This window comes from Ideonella benzenivorans (genome assembly GCF_020387415.1).
Classification (GTDB): domain Bacteria; phylum Pseudomonadota; class Gammaproteobacteria; order Burkholderiales; family Burkholderiaceae_C; genus Ideonella; species Ideonella benzenivorans.
The window spans coordinates 139690-163734 of record NZ_JAGWCB010000008.1 but is presented as its reverse complement, the minus strand read 5'-3'; the positions used below and the strand labels follow the sequence as shown (position 1 = coordinate 163734).

21 protein-coding genes and 5 tRNA genes are annotated in these 24045 nt (G+C 67.4%); 13 read left to right on the top strand and 13 right to left on the bottom strand.

What is annotated here, in order from left to right:
- Positions 1–129: 129 nt before the first annotated feature.
- Complete coding sequence (locus KGA65_RS06490) at positions 130–1530, bottom strand: aminotransferase-like domain-containing protein (RefSeq protein WP_375142614.1); 1401 nt, start codon at positions 1528–1530, stop codon at positions 130–132.
- 151 nt (positions 1531–1681) lie between these two features.
- Here KGA65_RS06490 and gabT point away from each other — a divergent pair, with 151 nt between their 5' ends.
- From gabT to KGA65_RS06460, 6 genes are all read left to right on the top strand, one after another.
- Positions 1682–2992: a 4-aminobutyrate--2-oxoglutarate transaminase gene (gene gabT, locus KGA65_RS06485; RefSeq protein ID WP_225862330.1), complete on the top strand. Its 1311-nt coding sequence runs from the start codon at positions 1682–1684 to the stop codon at positions 2990–2992.
- Between the two features lie 132 nt (positions 2993–3124).
- A complete protein-coding gene (locus tag KGA65_RS06480; protein ID WP_225862329.1) occupies positions 3125–4207 on the top strand; it encodes an ABC transporter ATP-binding protein in 1083 nt (360 codons plus the stop codon).
- 87 nt (positions 4208–4294) lie between these two features.
- Positions 4295–5326 carry an ABC transporter substrate-binding protein gene (locus KGA65_RS06475; RefSeq protein ID WP_375142611.1) on the top strand — a complete coding sequence of 344 codons (1032 nt, stop codon included), beginning with the start codon at positions 4295–4297 and terminating at the stop codon, positions 5324–5326.
- Between the two features lie 23 nt (positions 5327–5349).
- Positions 5350–6615 (top strand): ABC transporter permease, encoded by a 1266-nt coding sequence (locus KGA65_RS06470; RefSeq protein ID WP_225862327.1) that lies wholly within the window; start codon positions 5350–5352, stop codon positions 6613–6615.
- A gap of 4 nt (positions 6616–6619) precedes the next feature.
- A complete protein-coding gene (locus tag KGA65_RS06465; RefSeq protein ID WP_225862326.1) occupies positions 6620–7450 on the top strand; it encodes an ABC transporter permease in 831 nt (276 codons plus the stop codon).
- 79 nt (positions 7451–7529) lie between these two features.
- The gene (locus KGA65_RS06460; RefSeq protein ID WP_225862325.1) at positions 7530–9008 is read left to right on the top strand and encodes an NAD-dependent succinate-semialdehyde dehydrogenase; all 1479 of its coding nucleotides are present in this window, start codon (positions 7530–7532) and stop codon (positions 9006–9008) included.
- Here the strand turns inward: KGA65_RS06460 and KGA65_RS06455 are convergent, their stop codons facing one another.
- From KGA65_RS06455 to KGA65_RS06430, 6 genes are all read right to left on the bottom strand, one after another.
- Positions 9009–9914 carry a GGDEF domain-containing protein gene (locus tag KGA65_RS06455; protein WP_225862324.1) on the bottom strand — a complete coding sequence of 302 codons (906 nt, stop codon included), beginning with the start codon at positions 9912–9914 and terminating at the stop codon, positions 9009–9011.
- Between the two features lie 103 nt (positions 9915–10017).
- Positions 10018–10779, bottom strand: coding sequence for an OmpW/AlkL family protein (locus KGA65_RS06450; RefSeq protein WP_225862323.1), 762 nt, complete (start codon positions 10777–10779; stop codon positions 10018–10020).
- Positions 10780–10802: 23 nt separating this feature from the next.
- Positions 10803–12086: an alpha/beta hydrolase family protein gene (locus tag KGA65_RS06445; RefSeq protein WP_225862322.1), complete on the bottom strand. Its 1284-nt coding sequence runs from the start codon at positions 12084–12086 to the stop codon at positions 10803–10805.
- Positions 12087–12644: 558 nt separating this feature from the next.
- Positions 12645–12718 (bottom strand) — tRNA-Gly (locus KGA65_RS06440).
- 21 nt (positions 12719–12739) lie between these two features.
- Positions 12740–13492, bottom strand: a complete 753-nt coding sequence (gene trmB, locus KGA65_RS06435) for a tRNA (guanosine(46)-N7)-methyltransferase TrmB (protein ID WP_225862321.1) — start codon at positions 13490–13492, stop codon at positions 12740–12742.
- A 58-nt stretch (positions 13493–13550) separates the two neighbouring features.
- On the bottom strand, positions 13551–14372 hold the full coding sequence (locus tag KGA65_RS06430) for an undecaprenyl-diphosphate phosphatase (protein WP_225862320.1): 822 nt from the start codon (positions 14370–14372) through the stop codon (positions 13551–13553).
- 202 nt (positions 14373–14574) lie between these two features.
- On the opposite strand from KGA65_RS06430, the gene KGA65_RS06425 reads away from it, so the two are divergent.
- The 4 genes from KGA65_RS06425 to KGA65_RS06410 all read left to right on the top strand — a co-directional run bounded on the left by KGA65_RS06425 (position 14575) and on the right by KGA65_RS06410 (position 17684).
- Complete coding sequence (locus KGA65_RS06425; protein WP_225862319.1) at positions 14575–15231, top strand: TetR/AcrR family transcriptional regulator; 657 nt, start codon at positions 14575–14577, stop codon at positions 15229–15231.
- A gap of 49 nt (positions 15232–15280) precedes the next feature.
- Complete coding sequence (locus KGA65_RS06420) at positions 15281–15934, top strand: protein-L-isoaspartate O-methyltransferase family protein (RefSeq protein ID WP_225862318.1); 654 nt, start codon at positions 15281–15283, stop codon at positions 15932–15934.
- 4 nt (positions 15935–15938) lie between these two features.
- On the top strand, positions 15939–16268 hold the full coding sequence (locus tag KGA65_RS06415) for a rhodanese-like domain-containing protein (protein ID WP_225862317.1): 330 nt from the start codon (positions 15939–15941) through the stop codon (positions 16266–16268).
- Between the two features lie 63 nt (positions 16269–16331).
- Positions 16332–17684, top strand: a complete 1353-nt coding sequence (locus KGA65_RS06410) for a TolC family outer membrane protein (protein WP_225862316.1) — start codon at positions 16332–16334, stop codon at positions 17682–17684.
- Here KGA65_RS06410 and KGA65_RS06405 read toward each other — a convergent pair.
- Together KGA65_RS06405 and KGA65_RS06400 are read right to left on the bottom strand one after the other, a co-directional pair.
- Entirely contained in the window at positions 17662–18978 is a 1317-nt protein-coding gene (locus tag KGA65_RS06405; RefSeq protein ID WP_225862315.1) for a 3-deoxy-D-manno-octulosonic acid transferase, read from the bottom strand. The two genes, KGA65_RS06410 and KGA65_RS06405, sit on opposite strands and share 23 nt — an antisense overlap.
- Positions 18979–18994: 16 nt before the next feature.
- Positions 18995–20383, bottom strand: coding sequence for a phosphomannomutase/phosphoglucomutase (locus KGA65_RS06400; protein WP_225862314.1), 1389 nt, complete (start codon positions 20381–20383; stop codon positions 18995–18997).
- A 164-nt stretch (positions 20384–20547) separates the two neighbouring features.
- Between KGA65_RS06400 and KGA65_RS06395 the strand changes: the two genes are divergently transcribed.
- Genes KGA65_RS06395 through KGA65_RS06385 form a run of 3 tightly spaced genes read left to right on the top strand, consistent with a single transcriptional unit; the run spans position 20548 to position 23485 of the window.
- Positions 20548–22095 carry an Ada metal-binding domain-containing protein gene (locus KGA65_RS06395; RefSeq protein WP_225862313.1) on the top strand — a complete coding sequence of 516 codons (1548 nt, stop codon included), beginning with the start codon at positions 20548–20550 and terminating at the stop codon, positions 22093–22095.
- Positions 22092–22601, top strand: coding sequence for a methylated-DNA--[protein]-cysteine S-methyltransferase (locus KGA65_RS06390; protein ID WP_225862312.1), 510 nt, complete (start codon positions 22092–22094; stop codon positions 22599–22601). The genes KGA65_RS06395 and KGA65_RS06390 overlap by 4 nt, the downstream gene beginning before the upstream one ends.
- A complete protein-coding gene (locus KGA65_RS06385; RefSeq protein ID WP_225862311.1) occupies positions 22598–23485 on the top strand; it encodes a DMT family transporter in 888 nt (295 codons plus the stop codon). Before KGA65_RS06390 ends, KGA65_RS06385 begins: the two co-directional genes overlap by 4 nt.
- A gap of 78 nt (positions 23486–23563) precedes the next feature.
- Here KGA65_RS06385 and KGA65_RS06380 read toward each other — a convergent pair.
- The 4 genes from KGA65_RS06380 to KGA65_RS06365 form a co-directional block, all read right to left on the bottom strand.
- Positions 23564–23640: transfer RNA gene (locus tag KGA65_RS06380), tRNA-Asp, on the bottom strand.
- A gap of 74 nt (positions 23641–23714) precedes the next feature.
- Positions 23715–23790 (bottom strand) — tRNA-Glu (locus KGA65_RS06375).
- A 25-nt stretch (positions 23791–23815) separates the two neighbouring features.
- A tRNA-Ala gene (locus KGA65_RS06370) sits at positions 23816–23891 on the bottom strand.
- A gap of 27 nt (positions 23892–23918) precedes the next feature.
- Positions 23919–23995, bottom strand: a tRNA-Asp gene (locus KGA65_RS06365).
- Positions 23996–24045: the final 50 nt, after the last annotated feature.

Below are 24045 nucleotides of genomic sequence, written 5' to 3'. Positions count from 1 at the left end.
TCCAGTGATCCATTGACAAGGGATAAGGGACAGGCGCGATCTTGCGCACTCTGGGCGCCAAGTGCAGTGCTCGACTATGCGGGACATTGCGCCAACCGGTGGCGCACGCCACCAACTTGGTGTAAGCAATCAGCGTTTCAGCTGTTCCCGCAGGAAGCTGTAGAGCCGGTCTTCCAGGCTGAACGCCACGTTGAAGCGCAACCAGGGGTTGTTGGGCGTGAGGTCACAGGTGAACAGGTGCCCCGGGCCAAGCATGATGTCCTGCTCGGCCGCCTGGTTGGACAGGGCCACCGTGTCGGGCAGCGCCGGATGGCGCGCCCACAGGAACATGCCGGCCTTGGGCTCGCTAAAGAGCTCGAAACCCAGGTCGACCAGGCGGCCCGCCGTCAGTTCGTGCGCGGCCGCAAGGCGTTCGCGCAGGCTCTTCAGGTGCTTGCGCCAGCGGCCCTCGGTGAGGGCGCCGTGGGTCAGGCGCTCCCCCAGTTCCGAGCTCGTCAGGCCCGACACCATCTTCAGCTGGGCCAGGTCCTCCACCATGTCCGGATGGGCCATCAGGTAGCCCACACGCAGGTTCGGCGAGATGGTCTTGGAATAGCTGCCCACCGTGATCACGCGATGCAGTTCATCCAGACTGGCCAGCGACGGGCGCGGCTCGGGGTCCAGGTCGGCATAGATGTCGTTCTCGACAATGATCAGGTCGTGCGCCTCGGCCAGCTGCAGCACCCGGTGCAGATGGGCCAACGGTGCCACGGAGCCCGTGGGGCTGTGCAGCCGGGGCTGGGTGAAGAAAACCTTGGGCTTGTGCTCGATGATCAGGCGCTCCAGCGTGACCAGGTCATAGCCGCGCGGCAGGCGCGGCACGCCCAGCAGTTGGGCCCCCTGGTAGCGCAGCGAAAACAGCAGGTTGGAGTAGCCCGGATCGTCCACCAGCACCGGGTCGCCGGCCCGCACCAGGCGCCGCAAGGCCAGGTCCAGGCCCTGGCTGGACCCCTGCGTGAGCAGCACATGTTCCGGCCACACCTGGACCTGACGCTCCACCATCGATTCACAGATCAGCTGCCGCAGGGGACGAAAGCCCTTGGGATCGCCGTAGCCGCCCAGTTCGCCCTCCTCCGCCGCCATGGCCCGCAGGGCCTTGCGCAGGCCGTCTTCGAACAGCCAGTCGCCGGGCAGCCAGCCGCAGCCCACCTTCATGTTGAGGTGGCGATGCTCGAAGATGCGGCTGAGGTACCACTTGGCGTCAAAGTCCGCCCCGGCGACCCGCTCGATTCCCCCGGCATCCGCCCCGCCCACCTGGCGCCGCTTGACGAAGAAACCGCTGTGCGGGCGCGACACCAGCAAGCCGACTGCCACCAAACGGTCATACGCTTCGACGACAGTGAAAACACTGACGCCATGGACCTGGGCAAACTGCCGGATCGAGGGTAGTTTGGTGCCTGGCCGCAACTCCCCATCGGCAATGAGGGTGCGCACCCCGTCCACGATCTGTGCGACCAGTGGTGTGGTGGAAGAAGGCTTGAGTTGCAACAACATGGACAGCAGAGGTGTACCGGTTCACGGACCTGCACAGTACTGAGCTGTCTTGCCGTGATCTGTACATGGTAGCGCCGACGGCATGCCTCTCAGAATCGACCTCCAGCGGCCGACACCGTGCCCGCCGCCCGATCAGGAGAGACTCTTCATGCCCCGCGACTCGTCCAAGACATCTTCCCAGACCAATGCCGAACTGATGGCCCGCCGCCAGGCGATCCTGCCCGCCGGCGTCGGACAGACCTACAACGTGTTTGTCGACCGTGCCGAAAACGCCGAAGTCTGGGACGTGGAAGGCAAGCGCTATGTCGATTTCTCGGGCGGCATCGCCGTGCTGAACACCGGCCACCAACACCCGAAGGTGGCCGCCGCCGTCAAAGCCCAGATCGACAAGGTCCACCACACCTGCTTCCAGGTGCTGGCCTATGAGCCCTATGTGGAACTGTGCGAGCGCCTGGTGGCGCTGGCCCCCGGCAACTTCGCCAAGAAGGCCTTCCTGCTGACCACCGGCGCCGAAGCCGTGGAAAACGCGATCAAGATCGCCCGCTCGGCCACCAAGCGCCAGGCCGTGATCGCCTTTGGCGGCGGCTTCCATGGCCGCACCCTGCTGACCATGGGCCTGACCGGCAAGGTCGCCCCGTACAAGATCGGCTTCGGTCCCTTCCCGGCCGAGATCTACCACGCCAAGTACCCCAACGCGATGCATGGCGTCAGCGTGGCCGACGCCATCGCCTCGATCGAAGCCATCTTCAAGTACGACGTCGAGGCCGAGCGCGTGGCGGCCATCATCCTGGAACCGGTCCAGGGTGAAGGCGGCTTCTATGCGGCGCCGCTCGAATTCGTGAAGGCGGTGCGCGCGCTGTGTGACCAGCACGGCATCGTGATGATCGCTGACGAGGTGCAGGCCGGTGCCGGCCGCACCGGCACCTGGCTGGCCTGCGAACAGTGGCCGGTGGTGCCGGACCTGATCACCATGGCCAAGTCCATCGGTGGCGGCTTCCCCATCTCCGCGGTGATCGGCAAGGCCGAGATCATGGACAAGCCGCAACCCGGCGGCCTGGGCGGCACCTACGCCGGCAGCCCGATCGCCTGCGCCGCCGCGCTGGCCGTGCTGGACGTGTTCGAGGAAGAGAAGCTGCTGGACCGCTCCAAGGCCATCGGCGAACTGCTGACCACCGGCTTCAAGGCCATGGCCCAGCGCCACAAGAGCATCGCCGACGTGCGCGGTCTGGGCGCGATGCTGGCCATCGAGCTGTGCAAGAACGGCGACCCGCACCAGCCCGATGCCGAGCTGACCAAGCGCGTCTGCGCCGAGGCGATCCAGCGCGGTCTGGTGCTGCTGTCCTGCGGTGTGTACGCCAACGTGATCCGCGTGCTGGTGCCGCTGACCGCGTCGGATGCCCTGCTGCAGGAAGGCCTGAAGCTGCTGGAAGAGTCCCTCGTGGCCGCCAGCCAGGCCTAAAACCTGCATTCACCGGGCCCGGCCGCGGGATGCGGCCGGCCCGGCCTCCGTTTCGGGCCCCCGTCCGCCGATCGGGGAGCCACTCCCCTTCCACGGCATTGCAACCGAGTCTGCTCGAGGGTTCCGCACACCATGAGTCCGCCCCCCCTGGTCCGTTTCGCCGGCGTTCAGAAGACCTATGACGGTCAGAGCCTGGTGGTCCGCTCCCTGGATCTCGAGATCCAGCGCGGCGAGTTTCTGTCCCTGCTGGGGCCGTCCGGCTCCGGCAAGACCACCACGCTGATGATGCTGGCGGGATTTGAATCCCCGACGGCCGGCGAGATCCTGTTGGATGGCGCGCCTATCACCCGCACCCCGCCGCACAAGCGCAACTTCGGGATGGTGTTCCAGAACTACGCGCTGTTCCCCCACATGACCGTGGCGGACAACGTGGGCTACCCGCTGACGGTGCGCAAGCTGCCCAAGGCCGAGCTCGCCCAGCGTGTGGCCAAGGCCCTGGACATGGTGCAGCTGGGCGGCAAGGGCGATCGCTACCCCGCCCAGCTGTCCGGCGGCCAGCAGCAGCGCGTGGCGCTGGCCCGCGCCCTGGTGTTCCAGCCCCAGCTGGTGCTGATGGACGAGCCGCTGGGCGCACTGGACAAGCAGCTGCGCGAGCACATGCAGCTCGAACTCAAGGAGCTGCACCGCCAGTTGGGCATCACCTTCGTCTACGTCACCCACGACCAGGGCGAGGCTCTGACCATGAGCGACCGCGTGGCGGTGTTCAACGACGGCGAGATCCAGCAGATCGACGCGGTCGAGCGCCTCTACGAGACCCCGTCCAACCGCTTCGTCGCCGGCTTCGTGGGCGACAGCACCCTGCTGACCGGCACCACCGCCACCTCCGCCCACGATGCCTGCGAGATGGTGCTGCCCACCGGCGAACGCCTGAGCGGCATCAACGTCAACCATGTGCCCCCCGGCACCTCGGTGGTGGCGTCCGTCCGCCCCGAACGCATCACGGCCTTGTTCACGCCCCCCGAGCATGAGGGCAACACGATCAAGGCCGCGATCACCGATGTCATCTACTTCGGTGACCACCTGCGCCTGCGATGTGCCATCGCCGGCCAGGCCCAGGCCACGGTCAAGCTGCCGCTCTCCAGCGGTGAGCAGCCCGTGACCGGGCAATCGGTGTGGCTGCACATTGCCACACCCTACCTGCGCGTCTATGCCTGAACGCGCAGCGTGAATCCATAAGAAAAAACGAACTCTCCGCTCGACCTTCCCTGAGTTCCCCAACCCCTCCTGTCAGGAGACATGCGTATGTTCAAGATTTCCGTGGCCGCTGCGGCCGCCCTGCTGGCCACCCTGCCGGCACTGGCCGAAAGCCAGCTCACCGTGGTGAACTTCGGCGGTGCCAATGGCGCGGCCCAGAAGAAGGCCTATGTCGAGCCGTTCGAGAAGAAGACCGGCACGAAGATCGTCTCGGTCGAATACAACGGCGAGCAGGCCAAGATCAAGGCCATGGTGGAAACCAAGAAGGTGAGCTGGGACGTGGTTGAGGTGGAGAGCCCGGACGCTGCCCGCGGCTGCGATGAAGGCCTGTTCGAGAAGATGGACTGGAGCAAGGTCGGCAACAAGGCCGACTTCGTCCCGGCCGCGGTCAGTGAATGCGCCGTGGGCGCCTTCGTCTGGTCCACCGTGATGGCCTACGACGGCGACAAGCTCAAGCATCCGCCCAAGACCTGGGCCGACTTCTGGGACGTCAAGAAATTCCCGGGCAAGCGTGCGATGCGCAAGGGCGCCCGCTACAACCTGGAATTCGCGCTGATGGCCGACGGCGTGAAGCCGGCCGACGTCTACAAGGTGCTGGCCACCAAGGCCGGTGCGGACCGCGCCTTCAAGAAGCTGTCCGAGCTCAAGCCGAACATCCAGTGGTGGGAAGCCGGTGCCCAGCCGCCGCAGTTCCTGGTCGCCGGCGACGTGGTGATGGCCACGGCCTTCAACGGCCGCATCGACGCCGCGCAGCGCGAGGGCAAGAACCTGAAGATCACCTGGACCGGCGGCATCTACGACCTGGACTACTGGGTGATCCCGAAGGGCACGCCCAACAAGGACCTGGCGATGAAGTACATCGCCCTGGCGGCTTCGCCGGATGCCCAGGCCGAGTACGCCCGCAACATCTCCTACGGCCCGACCAACAACAAGGCCCTGGCCAAGCTGGACGCCAAGGTGCAGGCCCTGCTGCCGACCTCGCCGGCCAACGCCAAGGACTCGCTGAAGTTCGACATCGCATTCTGGGCCGACCAGGGTGAGGCACTGGAGAAGCGCTTCGCCTCCTGGGCCGCGCAATGATCAGCCGCTGAGGTGAGTTCACGATGACCGTCACAGCCTCGACCAGTGCTGCTGCACTCCCGCCCGCGGGAGCAGCTGCACTGACCCGCGCCCTGGCCCGATCAGAGCGGCGTCGCCGCGTGACGGCCATCGCCCTCACCCTGCCGCTGCTGCTGTTCCTGCTGGTGACCTTGCTGGTCCCCATCGGGGCGCTGCTGGTGCGCGCGATCGAAAACCCGGAGGTGGCCGACGCCCTGCCGCGCACCGGCCAGGCCCTGTCCGGCTGGAAACGCCAGGATCTGCCGCCCGCAGCGGCCTATGCGGCGCTGGCCGAGGATCTGAGCCATCTGGGCGACAGCTCGGAAGCCGGCGGCCTGGCCCGCCGGCTCAACACCGAGCTGCCCGGCTCGCGCTCCCTCATCATGGGCACCTACCGCGCCCTGCCCCTGGGGGAACAGCTCAGCCCCGAGGCCGTCAAGGAACGGATGCTCGCCCTGGACCCGCGCTGGGGTGAACTGCCGTACTGGCAGGCCATCGGCAAGAACGCTTCCCGCTGGACACCGGACTACCTGCTGACGGCCGTGGACCTGCACCGCAAGCCCGAGGGCGGCATCGAGCAGGTCGCGCCCGATCAACGGGTGTTCGTCGACATCCTGCTGCGCACCTTCGAGATCAGCGCCGTGGTCACCGTCTGGTGCCTGGTGCTGGGGTACCCGCTGGCCTACTGGCTCTCCACGCTGACGCCGCGCCAGGCCAATGTGCTGATGATCCTGGTGCTGGTGCCGTTCTGGACCTCCATCCTGGTGCGGGTGGCAGCGTGGATCGTGCTGCTGCAGCGCGAAGGCCTGGTGAACAGCGCCCTGATGGGCATCGGCGTGATCAACGAGCCCCTCAGCCTGCTGTTCAACCGTGTCGGCGTGATCGTGGCGATGGTGCACATCCTGCTGCCCTTCATGATCCTGCCGCTCTACAGCGTGATGAAGTCGGTGCCCGGCACCTATCAACGTGCCGCGGTGTCGCTGGGCAGCTCTCCGCTGGCGGCCTTCTTCCGCGTCTATGTGCCGCAGACCTGGCCAGGCGTGGGTGCGGGTGGCCTGCTGGTGTTCATCCTGTCCATCGGCTACTACGTGACGCCCGCGCTGCTGGGCGGCGCCGATGACCAGATGCTGAGCTACTACATCGCCCAGTACACCAACGTGGACATCAACTGGGGCATGGCCTGTGCGCTGGGCGCCATCCTGCTGGCCGCCACGCTGGTGCTTTACGGCCTCTACCGCCGCGTGGTGAAGTCCGAACTGAGCCTGGGGTGATCCGATGAGCTTCTTTTCCTTCCTGCGCCCCCAGTTTCCGGCCTATGCCACGCCAATCGACAAGGCGGGCTGGTGGCTGCTGCGGCTGTTCAGCCTGGGCGTGCTGCTGTACCTGCTGCTGCCCATCCTGGTCATCATGCCGCTGTCCTTCTCGGCCAGCTCCTTCCTGGCCTACCCGATGCCGGGCTGGTCGCTGCAGTGGTACCACAACCTCTTCACCTCCGAGGAATGGGGCCGCGCGACGAAAAACTCCTTCATCGTCGCGCCGGCGGCCACCCTGCTGGCCACCACGCTGGGCACGCTGACCGCGGTGGGTCTGGCCCGGGTGAACTTCCCGGGCAAGGGCCTGCTGATGAGCGTGCTGATCGCCCCGATGGTGGTGCCCATCGTGGTGGTGGGCGTGGCCTGCTACCTGTTCTTCGCCCGGCTGGGCCTGGCCGACACCTACACCGGTCTGATCGTCGTGCACGCGGCGCTGGGCGCCCCCTTTGTGGTGACGACCGTGCTGGCCACGCTGCAGGGGTTCAACCACAACCTGGTGCGGGCCTCGCTCAGCCTGGGGGCCGGCCCGGTGCAGACCTTCTTCCGCGTGACGCTGCCGGTGATCGCACCGGGTGTGATCTCCGGTGCGCTGTTCGCGTTTGCCACCTCCTTCGACGAGGTGGTCGTGACGCTCTTCATTGCCGGCCCGGACCAGGTGACGCTGCCGCGCCAGATGTTCACCGGCATCCGCGAAAACATCAACCCGACCATCGCCGCCGTGGCGACACTGCTGATCCTCTTCACCACCGGGCTGATGCTGGTGCTGGAATGGATCCGAGGCCGTCGTCGCTGAGAAGCGGGCCCTGCCCCGCGATAGAGTGTGGTTTCAACCGCTTCCGCCCGACGGCGGGAGCCTTGCTCAGGAGAATCCCATGGACGTGTCCACCTCCCCACTGGCCCAGCTGAAGGATGCCAGCCTGCTCAAGACCGACGCGCTGATCAACGGCGAGTGGGTGGCGGCCAACAGCCGCTTTGACGTCATCGACCCCGCCACCGGCCAGAAGCTGGCCGAGGTGGCCAACCACGGCCCCGAATCCGCCCACCATGCCATCGTGGCCGCCCACAAGGCCTGGCCGGCCTGGCGCGCCAAGACCGCCAAGGAACGCGCCGCGATCCTGATGAAGTGGTTCCAGCTGATGCACGCCAACGCCGATGACCTGGCCCGGCTGATGACGGCCGAACAGGGCAAGCCGCTGGCCGAGGCCAAGGGCGAGGTGGGCTACGGTGCCAGCTTCCTGGAGTGGTTCGCCGAAGAAGGCAAGCGCGTCTACGGCGAGACCATCCCGACCACCGACAACAACAAGCGCTACCTGGTCATCAAGCAGCCGATCGGCGTGTGCGCGGCCATCACGCCCTGGAACTTCCCGATCGCGATGATCACCCGCAAGGTGGCCCCGGCCCTGGCCGCCGGCTGCCCGGTGGTGATCAAGCCAGCCGAGCAGACCCCGCTGTCCGCCCTGGCGGTGGCCGAGCTGGCCCAGCGCGCCGGCATGCCCGCTGGCGTGCTCAACATCGTCACGGCCGATGGCGCCAACTCGATCGAAGTGGGCAAGGTGCTGTGCAGCAGCGATGTGGTGCGCCATCTGTCGTTCACCGGCTCCACCGAGGTCGGCCGCATCCTGGCCGCCCAGTGCGCGCCGACGGTCAAGAAGGTCTCGTTGGAACTGGGCGGCAACGCGCCCTTCATCGTGTTCAACGATGCCGACCTGGACAGCGCCGTGGAAGGCGCGATGGTCAGCAAGTACCGCAATGCCGGCCAGACCTGTGTCTGCGCCAACCGCTTCTACGTGCAGGACGGCGTGTACGACCAGTTCGTCGAAAGGCTGGCCGAGAAGGCCCGCGCGATGAAGATCGGCAACGGCTTCGACTCCGGCGTGACCCAGGGCCCGCTGATCGACGACGCGGCCGTGGGCAAGGTGGAACGCCATGTGGCCGACGCACTGGACAAGGGCGCCACGCTGGTGGCGGGTGGCGAACGCCTGGGCGATCGCTTCTACACCCCCACCGTGCTGGCCAATGTGAACAGCGACATGCTCTGCGTGAAGGAAGAGACCTTCGGCCCGGTGGCCCCGGTCTTCCGCTTCCAGACGGAAGCCGAGGTCGTCGAGCTGGCCAACGCCACCGAGTTCGGTCTGGCGAGCTACTTCTACAGCCGCGACATCGGCCGCATCTTCCGTGTCGGCGAGGCGCTGGAGTACGGCATGGTGGGCATCAACACCGGGCTGATCTCCACCGCCGAGGTGCCGTTCGGTGGCGTCAAGCAGTCCGGCCTGGGCCGTGAAGGTGCACACCAGGGCATGGACGACTACATCGAGGTCAAGTACCTCTGCCTGGGCGACATCCAGAAGTGATCAGTCGGCGGCCGGCGGCAGATCGTCGTTCGCCGCCGCCCCCCTCAGCTGACGGGCCATGCCGTCTCCTGCGGCCTGCCCCAGCGCCCGGCTGAGCAGAGCCCGCGCTTCCCGGCCGTGGGCCGGGTACTGGGCCACCCCCAGACGGGCCGACAAGGGCAGCGCCTGCCCTGCCACCAGATAGGGCTGGCTGACGGCCTGCAGCAGCTTGCGGGCCACCCGCTCGGCATCTTCCTGCGCATCAATCCAGGCCAACAGCACGGCGAACAGGTCGTCGCCCAGCGAGGCCACCACATCGCTGGCCCGCAGCGAGGCCCGCAGGCGCACGGCCAGCTTGCGCCGCAGCACGTTGGCGGCCTCGCTGCCCAACGAGGTCTCCACCGCCTGCACCCCCTCCAGCTGCAGCACGATCAGCGCCATCGCGGCGGGCTCCCGCTCGCGCAGCGCCAGCAGATGGGTCATGTGTTCCTGCAGCTGCTGCCGGTTCGGCAGGCCGGTGGACAGGTCGATGCTGTAAGCGCGTCGGGCGGTGTCATCAAGCTTCTTGCGCTCAATGGCCAGCCGCAGGCAACGTCCCAGCACCTCGGGCTGAAGATCGACCGGCGACAGAATGTCCCGCACCCCGCGCTGCAGCAACTTCACGCACTGGGCGGGAGTGGGGTCCGCCAGGACCGCCAGCACGGCGCAGTCCAGCGCCGCGCGTGACAAGCCAGGCCAGCCCGACAAGACCGAGGCCCCGTCTGGTGATGGCAGGTCCAGCAGCACGGCGTCATAGGTCTGCGCCGCGAGCGCCTGGGCAGCTTCCTCCAAGGTGCGGCAGGCATGCAGCACGAAGGGACCAAAGGCCGAGGTCGCGAGGTCCGGTGAAGCCGGGCTGAGGATGAGGACTTGGTGGGGCGTGCTCATGGGGCTGCTCGTGTCGTCCCGACATGATGCCGCATGGCACGCCGTGTGACCATGCACCCGGGTGGCGAGGCGGACCCGTCACCCGGGGCTGGTGAGCGTCGGATCAGAAGGCGTAGCCGACCGACAGGGTGTAGACGACCGGACGGAAGTTCAGGCGGTCCTTGCGGATCACGGTTTGGATGCCGTCGCCGTTATTGACCTCGGTGGTGTTGGTCACCGTGCTCTTCACATCCGCGTAGGCCACGGTACCGACGATCGACCAGTGGTCATCGATCTTGTAGGTGCCGCCCACGTGGCCGGTCAGCCCCCAGGAGGGCGACAGCTTGATCTTCGTCGGACCGCCGCTGGCCGCATTGCCGGCCTGGGTGCTGCGGGTACGCACGAACTTGGTGTAGTTCACCCCCAGGCCCACGAACGGATAGAAACCCGGCAGCAGCTCATCGAAGTGGTAGTTCAAAAAGGCCGAAGGCGGGGCCTGCTTGACCAGCGCCACCTGTCCGAAGGACTGGATCGCATCGGTGCCCTTCACGCTGTGCTCGGGCGGGATCCCCAGCGCCAGCTCGGCACTCCACTTCGGGCTGAAGGCATAGACGATACCGAAACCGATGGTCGCCTTGTCTTCCACTTCCAGGCCGGCGGTGATGCCGTGTGCGGTCTGGGCGTTGTCCACGGCCGTCGGAGTGTCGGTGGTGAAGTGGTTGGGGGCGACGTTGACGTCGATGTAGGCCCCGCCCAGGTACACGCTCCAGCCCTTGAGCCAGCTGGGGGTCTCTTCGGCATGGGCAGCCAGCCCGGTCAGCCCCAGCGTGGCCGCCACGGCCGCCAGACGCAGAACGTGCGAGGATTTGTTGTGAGAGTGGCGCATGAAAAACATCCTTGCTGAAGAGGTCACTGCACGAAGTTCTGGAAGAAGCCCTTGACGAAGGCTGCGCAGAACGGTGCCGCGTTGCTGTGTTCGTTGCCTTGGTTGGCCGGCAGGGCATAGGTTGCCTGGAAGGCACCCGCCAGCGTTGCCGCCTGCGTCCCCAGCGTGGATGCGATCGTCGTGGTGCTGCCACGCAGGTTCAGCGCAGGAACGGTCACGTTGCGGGACGCGAAGTCGGCCTGGGCATCGGTGGTGTTGTAGCCAAAGACCGTCGGATCAGCCGAGGAATAGCACAGCGCCATGTGCGCCTTCGGCGTCCAGCCCAGCAGCGTGTTCTTGGCGGCCGCGCCCAGCAGGCCACTGCCGGTGTTCGCCAGCGACGTGGTGCGGAAGCTCTCGGTGTACAGGCCACCGGTGCCGAACAGCTTGCGGAAGGTGGCATCCGCCGGCAGCTTGCCTGCCGCCATCAGATCCTCCACCGAACTGTTGCTCGGCAGCAGGCTCTCCATGAAGTCGCTGTACGGCGCCTGGTAGGCATCCGCCGGTGAGGCGTAGACGTCGCCGTAGGCCTTCTGCCAGCTGGTCATCAGCAGCGGGGCGAAGAGCGTTCCGCCCACGCTGACCGCACAGTTCGGGTCGCTGGAACCCACCCCCGTGCAGTAGTCCGGGCTGGCCAGGATCTGCCCCACGAAGCGGGTCAGGTTGTACGGCCCGGACATCGGCGCGGCGGCAGTCACGGTGAACTCACTGGTGTAATCGCGCTCGATCACCTTCTGGGTGGCCATGGCCACGTGACCGCCTTCGGAGTAGCCCGTCACGAACAGCTGCGACGAGGGCTGGACGCTGCTGTGCGCCTTCAGGAAGGTCGACGCCGCCCGCAGGCCATCCACCATGTCCACGGCCTGGGCCTCGGCGTTCAGGTAGGGGTGATAGCTCAGGCTGGACAGGTCATAGCCCAGGAAGTTCGGCGCCACGACGATGTAGCCCTGCGCGGCGAACATCGCGGCCGCCAGACTGCCCTCATCGTTGTTCGCGATGTCGGCCATGTTGAAGCCCTTCTCGGTCGTCGTGCCGTGGGCATACAACACCACGGGGCGGGAGCCCGAGCACACGCTCGCATCGCCCGAGGGGATGAACACCGCGGTCGAGGCCGTCGCAGCCTCACCTTGCGGATCGCGCGTCATGTAGAGCACGTAGGCGATGTGGACATCGCAGGTGGCCTTGCCGGTCAGCGCCTGCACGCCCGTGGCCGCCGTCCCCGCATCGATCTGGGTGGTGGGAATGGGCCAGGTCTGGCTGGGATTCAACTCAGCGTCCTCCAGCGCCGACACGATCGTTCCGCGAGCCGGCGGGGCATCTTCACTGCCACCACCACAACCGGCCAACACAAGTGCCGCAGCCAGCGGCAACAAAGACAATGGGCGCAGGAAACGCATCCAGGACTCCTTCAATATCATCGTGTTTTCAAAAGCGAACGGTCGTTCACTTCTGGATAAGAAACTTTAAGCTGGCGAGGTCCCTTTTCCGTCTCGGGACTAACCCGCGAGGAAGCGCAGATCAGACACGGAAAAACCCGGACCTGGGCGGCCGGCCCCACGGTGCAAGGGATGAAGACCTCATCCCTGACGGCGCCCAGATGGATTGGCGATGGGGTCGAGATCAGGCATTCCGTCTGCAGCCCGGTCACACTCTGCCGTTGCTGCACACCCGCAGAAGGACAGAACGCTCGTGCGAACGACACAGCCCCCGAGGGACAAGACCGGTGTTGGGAATGCGGGCCACAGGAACTCCGATGTGTAGGAGGTCTCTGCGGCGGAACGACATCAGCGCTGAAGGCTGTGTCGCATGAACCACTTGCCGAGAAGTGGAGCGGGCGATGGGAATCGAACCCACGTCTTGAGCTTGGGAAGCTCAGGTCCTGCCATTGAACGACGCCCGCAGGAAAACGAGAGCGCGTAGTTTACGCGATTCCTCGCCTCTCGAAGAGGAGATCCCACACGCCGTGCCCCAGACGGATGCCTCGGCTCTCAAATTTGGTCAGCGGACGGTAGTCTGGACGCGGCGCGTAGCCCTCGGCCGTGTTGCGCAGCAGGGGCTCGGCCGACAGCACTTCCAGCATCTGCTCGGCATACGGTTGCCAGTCGGTTGCGCAGTGCAAGACACCGCCCGGCCTCAGGCGCGAGGCCAGCAAGGCCACGAACGGCGGCTGGATCAGACGCCGCTTGTTGTGTTTTTTCTTGTGCCAGGGATCGGGGAAGAACACATGCACGCCAGCCAGAGACCCCGGGGCGATCATCGTCTCCAGCACCTCGACGGCATCGTGCTGGATGATGCGCAGGTTCCCCAGCCCCTCCTCGCCGATGCGCTTGAGCAGGGCCCCCACGCCGGGCGTGTGGACTTCGATGCCGATGAAGTCGGTGTCTGGCCGGGTCTGGGCGATCTGCGCAGTGGCGCTGCCCATGCCAAAACCAATCTCGACCACCAGCGGCGCCTCGCGCCCAAACACCTGGGCGGCGTTCAACGGCTGCCCGTCGAAGGGCAGCACATAGCGAGGGCCAAGCTCCTCGAGCGCGCGCTGCTGGCCTGTGCCCATGCGCCCGGCGCGCAGCACGTAGCTGCGGATGCGACGCGGGGCGCCACCCGCCAGACGGTCGTCGTCGTGCGCGTCAGGCGGGGTGTCTTCGGCAGGCGGCAGGGAGCTCACGTTGGTCATGGCGTCAAAACGGGACGGGGCCGGCATTGTGCCTGAGCCCCCGCGCCCGCGAACCGAATCAGTCTGCCCAGCTCACCCAGCCCGTCCAGGCCGTCAGCAGCACCACCACGCCAAAGGCGATGCGGTACCAGGCGAAGGGGATGAAGGTGTGGCTGGCCACATAGTGCAGCAGCCAGCGCACGCAGACCCAGGCGCTGAGAAAGGAGACAAAGAACCCGACGGCGAACAGCGGCACATCGGCCATGCTCAGCAAGGCCCGCTCCTTCCACAGGCTGTAGGCCCCGGCGCCGACCAGGGTGGGAATGGCCAGGAAGAAGCTGAAATCGGTGGCGGCCTGCCGCGACAGCCCCAGCAGCATGCCGCCAATGATGGTGGAACCCGAGCGGCTGGTGCCAGGCACCATGCCCAGGCACTGGACCAAGCCCACCTTGAGGGCATCCAGCCAGGTCATGTCATCCACCGACTGGATGCGCACTTGCGCCGTCGGCCGCCGCTCCGCCCACAGGATGATGAGCCCGCCGACGATGAAGGACGCGGCCACCACAGGCGCATTGAACAGATGGGCCTTGATGGTCTTGTAAACCAGCAGGCCCAGCACCGCCGCCGGCAGAAAGCCGATCAGCACATTGAACACGAAGCGCCTGGCAGCGGCCTGGGTGGCGATACCCATCACCGCATCCCGCAGTCGATGCCAGTACACCAGCACCACGGCGAGAATCGCACCCGACTGGATGGCGATCTCGAACACCTTGGCCTTGGCATCCGCGAAGTTCAGCAGGGAACCCGCCAGAATCAGGTGCCCCGTGGACGAAATGGGCAGGAATTCGGTCAGGCCTTCGACCACCCCCATGATGGCGGCCTTGAGCAGCAGAAAGTCCAAAGCGGGCGCTCCTCGGATTGAGATTGATTCAGAACAGCCGGGCGATCATACCCGCGGGTTTTCCCCTGAACTGACGGGCATCTGAGCCGGCGAGGGCCCCCCCCCTCTTCACGAGCGAGAGGCTTTCCGTCAAAATACCCCAATGGGTATTGACGTCACCCCCACCGCTGCTAGCATTAATGACCAATTGGTCATTAGTGAGATGTCTGAACATCAGCCTCGCCAGCGGCGCAAGGATGCCCGTCCCCAGGAGTTGCTGGATGCCGCCCTCGCGCTCTTCGTGGAGAAGGGCTTTGCGGCCACCCGGTCCGAAGAGGTGGCCAGCCTGGCCGGCGTCTCCAAGGGCACCCTCTACCTCTATTACCCCAGCAAGGAAGAGTTGCTGAAGGCAGTGGTGCGCTCAACCCTGGCGAAGGAAGTCGCTGCGGGCGCCCAGCAACTGGCGACCCATGCCGGCAGCAGCACCGAAGCGCTGCAGGACAGCTTGCTGGCCTGGTGGGTCCGCGTCTACAACAGCCCGGCCTCGGGTGTCTTCAAGCTGCTGCTGACAGAGATGTGCAATTTTCCGGAGCTGGCCGAGTTCTACACGCGGGAGGTCATCGAGCCGGGTGAAGCCATCATGGCCGACCTGCTTCGGCAGGGCATCACACGGGGCGAGTTCCGCCCGGTGAACGTCGACATGGCGGTGCGCTCCATCACCATGCCCATGGTGATGCTCTGCGTCAACAAGCACTCCCTGGGGGCCTGCGGCTTCAAGGATGTGCAACCCGAGGCCTTCATGCGGGAACACCTGCAGTTGCTGCTCAATGGCATCCGTGCGGACGGTGCGTCGGCAGCGCCCCCAAGCCACCTAGAATGAAAAGTTGACCGGCCTTCCCCTGCCGGACCCTTTCATCGAGGACGCCGTGATGAACATCGAACAAGCCCGCTTCAACATGATTGAACAGCAGATCCGCCCCTGGGATGTGCTGGACCCCGCCGTGCTTTCCCTGCTGGCCACTGTCAAGCGCGAGGACTTCGTGCCCACCGCCTACCGTGCGCTGGCCTTCGTCGACACCGAAGTGCCGCTGCCGGACGGACAGGTGATGCTGGCCCCGCGTGTGGAAGCCCGCCTGTTGCAGGAAGCCAAGGTCCAGCGCCATGAATCGGTGCTGGAGGTCGGTGCGGGCTCGGGTTTCATGGCCGCACTGCTCGGCCACCGTGCCCAGCGCGTCATCACGCTGGAGAACCGCCCGACGCTCGTCCGCCTGGCCACCGAGAACCTGCGTCGCGCCGGTCTGTCCAATGTCTCCGTGCGCGAGGCCGATGGCCGCGAAGGTCTGGCTGCCGAAGGCCCCTTCGACGTGATCGTGCTTTCGGGCTCGGTGGCGCAGGTGCCGCAGGTCATCTTCGACCAACTGAAGGTGGGCGGCCGCCTGGTCACCATCGAAGGTTCGGAACCGGTGATGCGCGGTGTGCTCTACACCCGGCAATCCGACCGCGCGCTGTCCAAGGTCGACCTGTTCGACACCGTGGCTCCGAGGCTGGATGGTTTCTCCGAGCCCACGCGCTTCCACTTCTGACCCCATGAACCGGCTGCACGTCCAGGATCTGCTCAGCTTTGCCCAGGCCCATCCCGGCCTGGTGCTGCTGGACGTGCGGGAGCCGTGGGAGGTGGCTCTGGCCCCTCTGGTGTTGGAAGGCGTGACGACGACGGCCATCCCGATGCGCGAAGTTCCCGAACGCTATCCAGAGCTGCCTACGCAGCAAGCTGTCGTCTGTTTTTGTCATCACGGGATGCGCAGCGCGCAGGTCGTCGCATTCCTGATGCAGCACGGTCTGGAGGCTGTGTACAACCTGGAGGGCGGCACCGATGCGTGGGCTCGCCAGGTCGCCCCGGACATGCCGCGTTACTGAGTCCGGAGCCGCCTCACCGCGTCCGTGCCCTGCTTTCATCCATCGTCTCCAGAGGAAAACACCATGCTGTCTCCGCGCTCCCTGTTCATCCCGAGTGCCCGCCTTGTGCCCCTGGCCCTGGCCGCTCTCTGCCTCGGGGGAACCGCCCGGGCCCAGAGCCTGCAGGAGCTCTACGAGGCGGCCCGGGCCTACGATGCCACCTACCTCGGCGCCCGGGCCGAAGCCGAGTCGGCTCAGTACCAGGCGGCGCAGACCTATGCGCTGCAGCGCCCCAGCGTGGCCCTGACGGCCTCGGCGGACCGCACGATCAGCGACACGCCCTACACCCCCTCGACCACGCGGACTAGCAGCACCAGCACACCGGTCACCGTGACCGCCCAGCAAAGCCTGTTCAATCGCGCCAACGGCCTGACCATCGACCAGGCCGACAAGACGGTGGATGTGGCCAAGGCCAAGTTGCAGGCGGCCGAGCAGGACCTGATCGTTCGCCTGTCCCAGGCCTACTTCGACGTGCTGGCGGCCACCGACACCCTGGCCACGGTCCAGGCCAACAAGAAGGCCATCGCCGAGCAATTGGCCTCGGCCAAGCGCAACTTCGAGGTGGGCACGGCCACCATCACCGACACCCGCGAGGCCCAGGCCAGCTATGACCTGGTCATCGCCCAGGAACTGGCGGCGGCCAACGACCTGCATGTGAAGCAGCTGGCCCTGGAGCAGTTGGTCGGCCGCACCGGCCTCCAGCCCTGGCCGCTGGCCAAGCCGACGGCCCTGCCCCCGCTCGCGCCGGCCAATCTGAACGACTGGCTGGGCACGGCAGACGATCGCAGCCCGAGCGTGGCCCAGGCCCGACTGGCACTGGACATTGCCAAGCTGGAGACCGAAAAAGCCCGTGCCGGCCACCTGCCCACGCTGGCCCTGACCGGCAGCTACACCAAGGGCCATGTCGACATCGACACGGACCCTGCGGCTCACCAGGCTGGAACCAACACCAACAAATCGATCGGCGTGACGCTGTCGATCCCCTTGTTCAGCGGCTTTGCCACCCAGAACCGGATCCAGGAAACCCTGAAGCTGGAAGACAAGGCGGTCAATGACCTGGAAGGCACTCGCCGCAGCGTGGCCCAGTCGACCCGCTCGGCGTTCCTGGGCGTGCAAACCGGCCTGGCCCAGGTCAAGGCCTACGAGGCCGCCGAGACCTCCAGCAAGCTGTCTCTGGAAGCCACCCAGCTGGGCTACAAGGTGGGCGTGCGGGTGAACCTGGACGTGCTCAACGCCCAGACCCAGCTCTACAACACCGAGCAGCAACTCTCCAAGGCGCGTTATGACGTGATCATGGGCGATCTCAAGCTGCGCCAGGTGACTGGCCAACTGAGCGACGCCGACGTGCAGCGGGTCAACGGGCTGCTGGCCCGCTGAACGAGAGTTCAAGGATGGCCTGGGCCATCCGGTCGGCCGCGCCCCGGTGGGCACCGGCAAAGCCAGTGGCCTGCGTGGCCGCCGCAGCCAGGCGCGGCGGATCGGCCAACAGGGCCTGGACCAGGTCCAGGCCCGCGGCCCAATCCGCCACCCGCCAGGCGGCCCCCGCGGCCAAAGCCCCCTCGGCCGCCTGGGCGAAGTTGAAGGTGGAGGGCCCCAGGATGATCGGACAGCCACAGGCTGCCGACTCGATCAGGTTGTGCCCCCCCAGCGGCGCAAAGCTCCCCCCCAGCAAGGCCAGATCGGCCAGGCCATAGTAGAGCGGCATCTCGCCCAGGCTGTCACCCAGCCAGACCTCTGCCAGCGTCTCCGCAGCGCCCGGACCGCCCGCCGGCCAGTCGGAACGGCGCGACAGCGTCAGGCCCTGTTGCCGGACCAGTGCGGCCACGGCGTCAAAGCGCTGGGGATGGCGTGGCACGAGCAGCAGCAAGGGGCGCGGCGCCGGCAGGGCCGCCCACCGCGGCAACAGGGCCGCCTCCTCGCCTTCGCGGGTGTTGACGGCCGCCACCACCGGCCGGTTCAGTCTGGCGCGCCAGTCGTGCCCACGCTGCAATTGGCCTGGGTCGGGGTGCAGGTCGTACTTCAGGTTGCCGCACACCTCGACCCGGGCCGCCCCGGCGGCCCGCAGGCGGCTGGCGTCGGCCTCGGTCTGGGCCAGCACCAGCTGCAGGGCATCCGCGGCCGGCCGCATCAAAGCCGCCAAACGCTCGCCCTGGTGGGCACTCTTCTCGCTCAGCCGCGCGTTGGCCAACACCATCGGCACCCCCTGCTGCTGCGCCTCGTGCAGCAGGTTGGGCCAGATCTCGGTTTCCATCAGCACCCCCACGCGGGGGCGCACATGCTGCAGGAAGCGGCGCACGGCCCCGGGGGTGTCAAAAGGCAGCCAGAGCTGCTGGTCGCCCGGCACCAGCAAGGCCTGCCCGGCCTCCCGCCCGGTGGCCGTGCCGTGGGTCAGCACCAGTCGCAGGCCCGGCTGGCGCGCCCGCAGCGCGGCCACCAGCGCCGCCGCGGCCCGGGTCTCCCCCAGTGACACCGCGTGCAGCCACAGCGCCCCGGGGAGCACCGGCGGCAGGTTCAGGCCGAAGCGCTCGCCCCAGGCTTGCCGGTACAGCGGCTCACGCCGACCACGCTGCCACAGCTTGGCCAGGTAGGCGGGCGCCCCGAGCCGCAGCGCCCAGGAGTAGGCCCCCCGGGCCAGCGCCGCCCGCAGCGGCGACACGTCATCGCGGTTCAAGGGGGACGGCGGAACGTCAGTGCGCCGCAGCGGCAAACTCGGCGTCCGGCTTCACCGCCCGCAGCGCGGCCATGAAGTCATGCTCGATGCGGTGCATGGCCTCCGGCGTATGCCCTTCAAAGCGCATCACCAGCACGGGCGTGGTGTTGGACGCCCGCACCAGGCCGAAGCCGTCCGGGTATTCCGCGCGCAAACCGTCGGTGGTGATGATCTCGGCGCCGGGGAACTTCGCGGTCGCCAGGATCTTGGCAATCACCTGGGCCGGCTCCCCCTCGGCGCAGGGCACGTTCAGTTCCGGCGTGTTGAAGCTGGTCGGCAGCGCGTTCAGCACCGCGCTCGGATCGTCCGAACGCGACAGGATCTCCAGCAGCCGGCCAGCGGTGTACATCGCATCGTCGAAGCCGTACCAGCGCTCCGAGAAGAAGATGTGGCCGCTCATCTCGCCGGCGATCGGGGCGCCGGTTTCCTTGAGCTTGGCCTTGACCAGCGAGTGGCCAGTCTTCCACATCAGCGGCACACCACCGGCCGCCTTGATCTCCGGAGCCAGACGTTGGGTGCACTTGACGTCGTAGATGATGGTGCCGCCCTTCACCCGGGTCAGGATGTCGCGCGCGAACAGGATCAGTTGGCGGTCCGGGTAGATGATCTGGCCGTCCTTGGTCACCACGCCCAGGCGGTCGCCATCGCCGTCGAAGGCCAGGCCCAGTTCGGCATCGGTCGCGTGCACCACCTTGATCAGGTCGGCCAGGTTGGCGGGCTTGGAGGGGTCCGGGTGGTGGTTGGGGAAGTCGCCATCGACCTTGGAGTACAGGTCGATCACCTCGCAGCCCAGGGCCTTCAGGATGCCCGGCGCGCTGGCCCCGGGGATGCCGTTGCCCGAGTCCACCACGATCTTCATCGGCCGGGCCAGCTGGCAGTCGCGGACGATCCGGTGGGTGTATTCGGACAGGATGTCCATCGTCCCGATGCGGCCCTGGCCCTGCGCATAGTCCTCGGCTTCGATGCGTCGCTGCAGGCCGAGGATCTCGTCGCCATAGATGGCGCGGCCGGCCAGCACCATCTTGAAGCCGTTGTAGTCCTTGGGATTGTGGCTGCCGGTCACCTGGATGCCGCTGGTACAGCCGAACTTGCCGCGCGTGGCCGCGACGTAATAGACCATCGGGGTGGTGACCGCGCCCAGATCCACCACGTCCAGCCCGGTCGAGGCCAGACCCCGCTTGAGCGCCTCCACCAGACCCGGTCCGGACAGACGCCCGTCGCGCCCCACCACCACAGCCTTCTGCCCCGCCTTCAGGGCTTCCGTGCCAAAGGCCTTGCCAAGATGTTCGGCCACGCTGTCGTTCAAGGTCTTGCCCACGATGCCGCGGATGTCATAGGCCTTGAAGATGGATGCATCGACTTTCATGGGAATTGGATGTTGGAGCTGAAGAAGAGGATGGGGAAAACACCGACGACTGCGCGTGGATTGTAGAGACGCCACGCCGGGATGCCGGGGGAGATCGTCGCCCGCCGCAAGCAGATGTCCGAAAACGGCGGGACAAGCCGAGGCCGGTCTCTATCATCGCGGCCATGCCCACCCGGTCCGCCAACCCGACTCTGCCGCCGCCCCTCGCACCGGCACTGGACAAAGAGGCGGCCTACCGGGCCCTGCAGACCCACGACGCCCGCTTCGACGGACGGCTTTATGTGGGCGTCACCTCCACCGGCATCTACTGCCGCCCCATCTGCCGGGTGCGGCTGCCCAAGCGGGAGAACTGCCGCTTCTTTCTCACGCCCGCCCGGGCCGAAGCCGCCGGCTTTCGGCCCTGCCTGCGCTGCCGCCCGGAACTGGCGCCGGGGTTGGCCCGGGTTGCATTGGTCGACTCATCCCGCGCCCTGACCCAGGCGGGCACGCGCTTGCTGGAGCTGGCGCTGGACCGTGGTGAAGCGGTGCAGCTGCCCGCCGTGGCGGCCCGCCTGGGGGTGACCGAACGCCACTTCCGGCGCATCTTCCAGGCCGAGCACGGTGTCAGCCCGATCCAGTGGCTCGGCACCCGCCGCCTGTTGCGGGCCAAGCAATTGCTGACCGACACGCCCCTGCCAATCGCCCAGGTGGCCCTGGCCGCGGGCTTCAGCAGCCTGCGGCGCTTCAACACCGCGTTTCGCGACCATTACCGGATGGCGCCCCAGGCGCTGCGGGGCCCCACCCCTGCGCGCCCCGCCAGCGACACCCTCCGGCTGTTCCTGCCCTGGCGCCCGCCGTATGACCGGGCGGGCATGAACAGATTCCTGCGGGCGCGGCTGCTGGGCGGCGTCGAGGCCTGGCACGACGATCACTGGTGGCACACCCTGACCCTTGCCAACGGTGCCACCGGCTGGCTGGGGCTGCAACTGGACGCACGGCGCGAAGGTGCCTGGCTGGTGCTGTCCAGCGGTCTGCTGCCTGCCCTGCCCCAGGTGTTGCGGCGGGTCCGACATCTGCTGGATCTGGATGCCCAGCCACTGGACATCGCCCAGGCCCTGGGCCCACTGGCCGCGCCGCGCCCCGGGCTGCGGGTGCCGGGTTGTCTGGATGGCTTCGAGACCACGGTGCGCATCATCCTGGGCCAGCAGGTGAGCGTGGCCGCTGCAACCACCCTGGCCGCCCGTCTGGTCCAGACCCTGGGCACGCCATGCAGCACACCGGTGCCCGGCCTGGGCCGCCACTTTCCCAGCCCGCAGGCCCTGCGCGATGCGGCCCCCGAGCGGCTGGGCGGCCTGGGGCTGGTCCGCACCCGGGTGGCTGCCCTGCAGGCCCTGGCCCGCGCGGTGACCGATGAGGGGCTGGAGCTCTCCCCCGACGCGATCATGGACACCACGCTGGCCCGCCTGCGCGCCCTGCCTGGTGTGGGAGACTGGACCTGCGAGATGGTCGCCCTGCGGGTACTGGCCTGGCCCGACGCCTTCCCTGCCCGGGATGCGGGCGTCTTGCGGGCCCTGGCCAGCCACGCCCCCCAGGCCACGCAGAGCCATGCCGACGCCTGGCGCCCCTGGCGCTCGTATGCCGTGATGCACCTGTGGCAAGGCCTGGACCCTGCCCGCAGCACCACATTCGCCCCCTCGCCCGCCGCCGACCCGCTTCTCCCCGATCCCGCATGAGCACCACCACACGCCCGCCCTGGCAAGCCCAGGCCCTCATCGACACGCCCCTGGGCCCCATGCGACTGGCCGCCACGGCCGACGGTCTGGGAGGGGCCTGGTTCGAGGGGCAGCGCCACCACCCCGGCCCGCTGGATGCGCCCCTGGCGCCCACCCATCCGGTGCTGAGACAGGCCATTCAACAACTGGCGGACTACTGGCAGGCCCCCGTACGGGCCCGTTTTAACCTGCCGCTGGCCCCGGTGGGCACCGCATTTCAGCAGGCGGTCTGGACGCAGTTGCAGCACCTGCCAGCCGGAAGCACCACCACCTACGGTGCACTGGCCCGCGAACTGGGCCGCCCGCAGGCTGTCCGCGCCGTGGGGGCGGCAGTTGGGCGCAATCCGCTGAGCCTTTTCATTCCCTGTCACCGCGTGCTGGGGACGGGCGGCCAGTTGACCGGCTACGCGGGCGGGCTGGATCGCAAGACGGCCCTGCTGCGCCAGGAAGGGGCGTGGCCACGATGAAGCTCCGGGATCTGCTCGAACTGGCCCTGCTGGCCGCCATCTGGGGCGCCTCGTTCCTGTTCATCCGCATGGGCGCCGCCGCCTTCGGTCCCCTGGCCCTGGCAGGCCTGCGGGTGACGGGCGCCGTGGTCTGCCTGCTGCCCCTGCTGGTGTGGCGCGGCGAGGCGGCCGCCCTGCGCCGGCACTGGCGTCCCATTCTGCTGGTGGGACTGACCAACTCGGCCCTGCCCTTCATCTGCTTTGGCCTGGCCGCCTTGGCCATCAGCGGCGGGCTTTCAGCCATCTTCAACGCCACCACCCCGTTGTGGGGCGCGCTGCTGGCCTGGCTGTGGTTGGGGGAACGCCCCTCCCGCACCCGCGGGCTGGGCCTGCTGCTGGGGTTTGCCGGTGTGTTCTGGCTGGCCTGGGACCGGGCCAGCGTCCACCCGGGGGCCGAAGGCGTGAGCCCCGTGCTGGCCATCGGCGCCTGCCTGGCGGCCACACTGCTCTACGGCTTCTCGGCGAACTTCACCCGGCGCCATCTGCAGGGCATTCCCTCCATGGCGCTGGCCGCAGGCAGCCAACTGTCCGCCAGCCTGCTGCTCGTGCCCCTGATGCTCACGCACTGGCCCACCCAGCCGCCGGCGGTGTCAGCCTGGTGGGCCGCCATTCTGCTGGCCGTGCTGTGCACCGGCCTGGCCTATGTGCTCTATTTCCGGCTCATCGCCCGCGTGGGCGCCGCCAATGCGATGACGGTCACCTTCCTGATCCCGGCCTTTGCGGTCCTGTGGGGCGCGCTGTTTCTGGGCGAATCGATCAGCCCGACCATGGTCGGCGCCTGCGGGGTCATCCTGGCCGGCACCGCGCTGGTGACCGGCCTCTGGCCACGGCGACAGCCCGCCTGAAAACAAAAAACCGCCGAACCTGGTGACAGGTTTCGGCGGCTTGTGTGGCCCATGAAGCAAGTCCATGGACCGGAGATTTGGCGGAGTGGACGGGACTCGAACCCGCGACCCCCGGCGTGACAGGCCGGTATTCTAACCAACTGAACTACCACTCCGCAGTGGTGCCGACTTCGGCGGCATCGCGCTTGGCGATGCTCACCCAGGTGTCAGCCACCTGACCAGTCCAAACTGGTACGCCCTAGGGGATTCGAACCCCTGTACCAACCGTGAAAGGGTTGTGTCCTAGGCCTCTAGACGAAGGGCGCAAGGTTCCGTTGCCGTCATCGCCGATGGTGGAGGTAAGCGGGATCGAACCGCTGACCTCTTGCATGCCATGCAAGCGCTCTCCCAGCTGAGCTATACCCCCAACGGGTCGATGACAACATCGAATCTGTGGCGGAGTGGACGGGACTCGAACCCGCGACCCCCGGCGTGACAGGCCGGTATTCTAACCAACTGAACTACCACTCCGCAGTGGTGCCGACTTCGGCGGCATCGCGCTTGGCGATGCTCACCCAGGT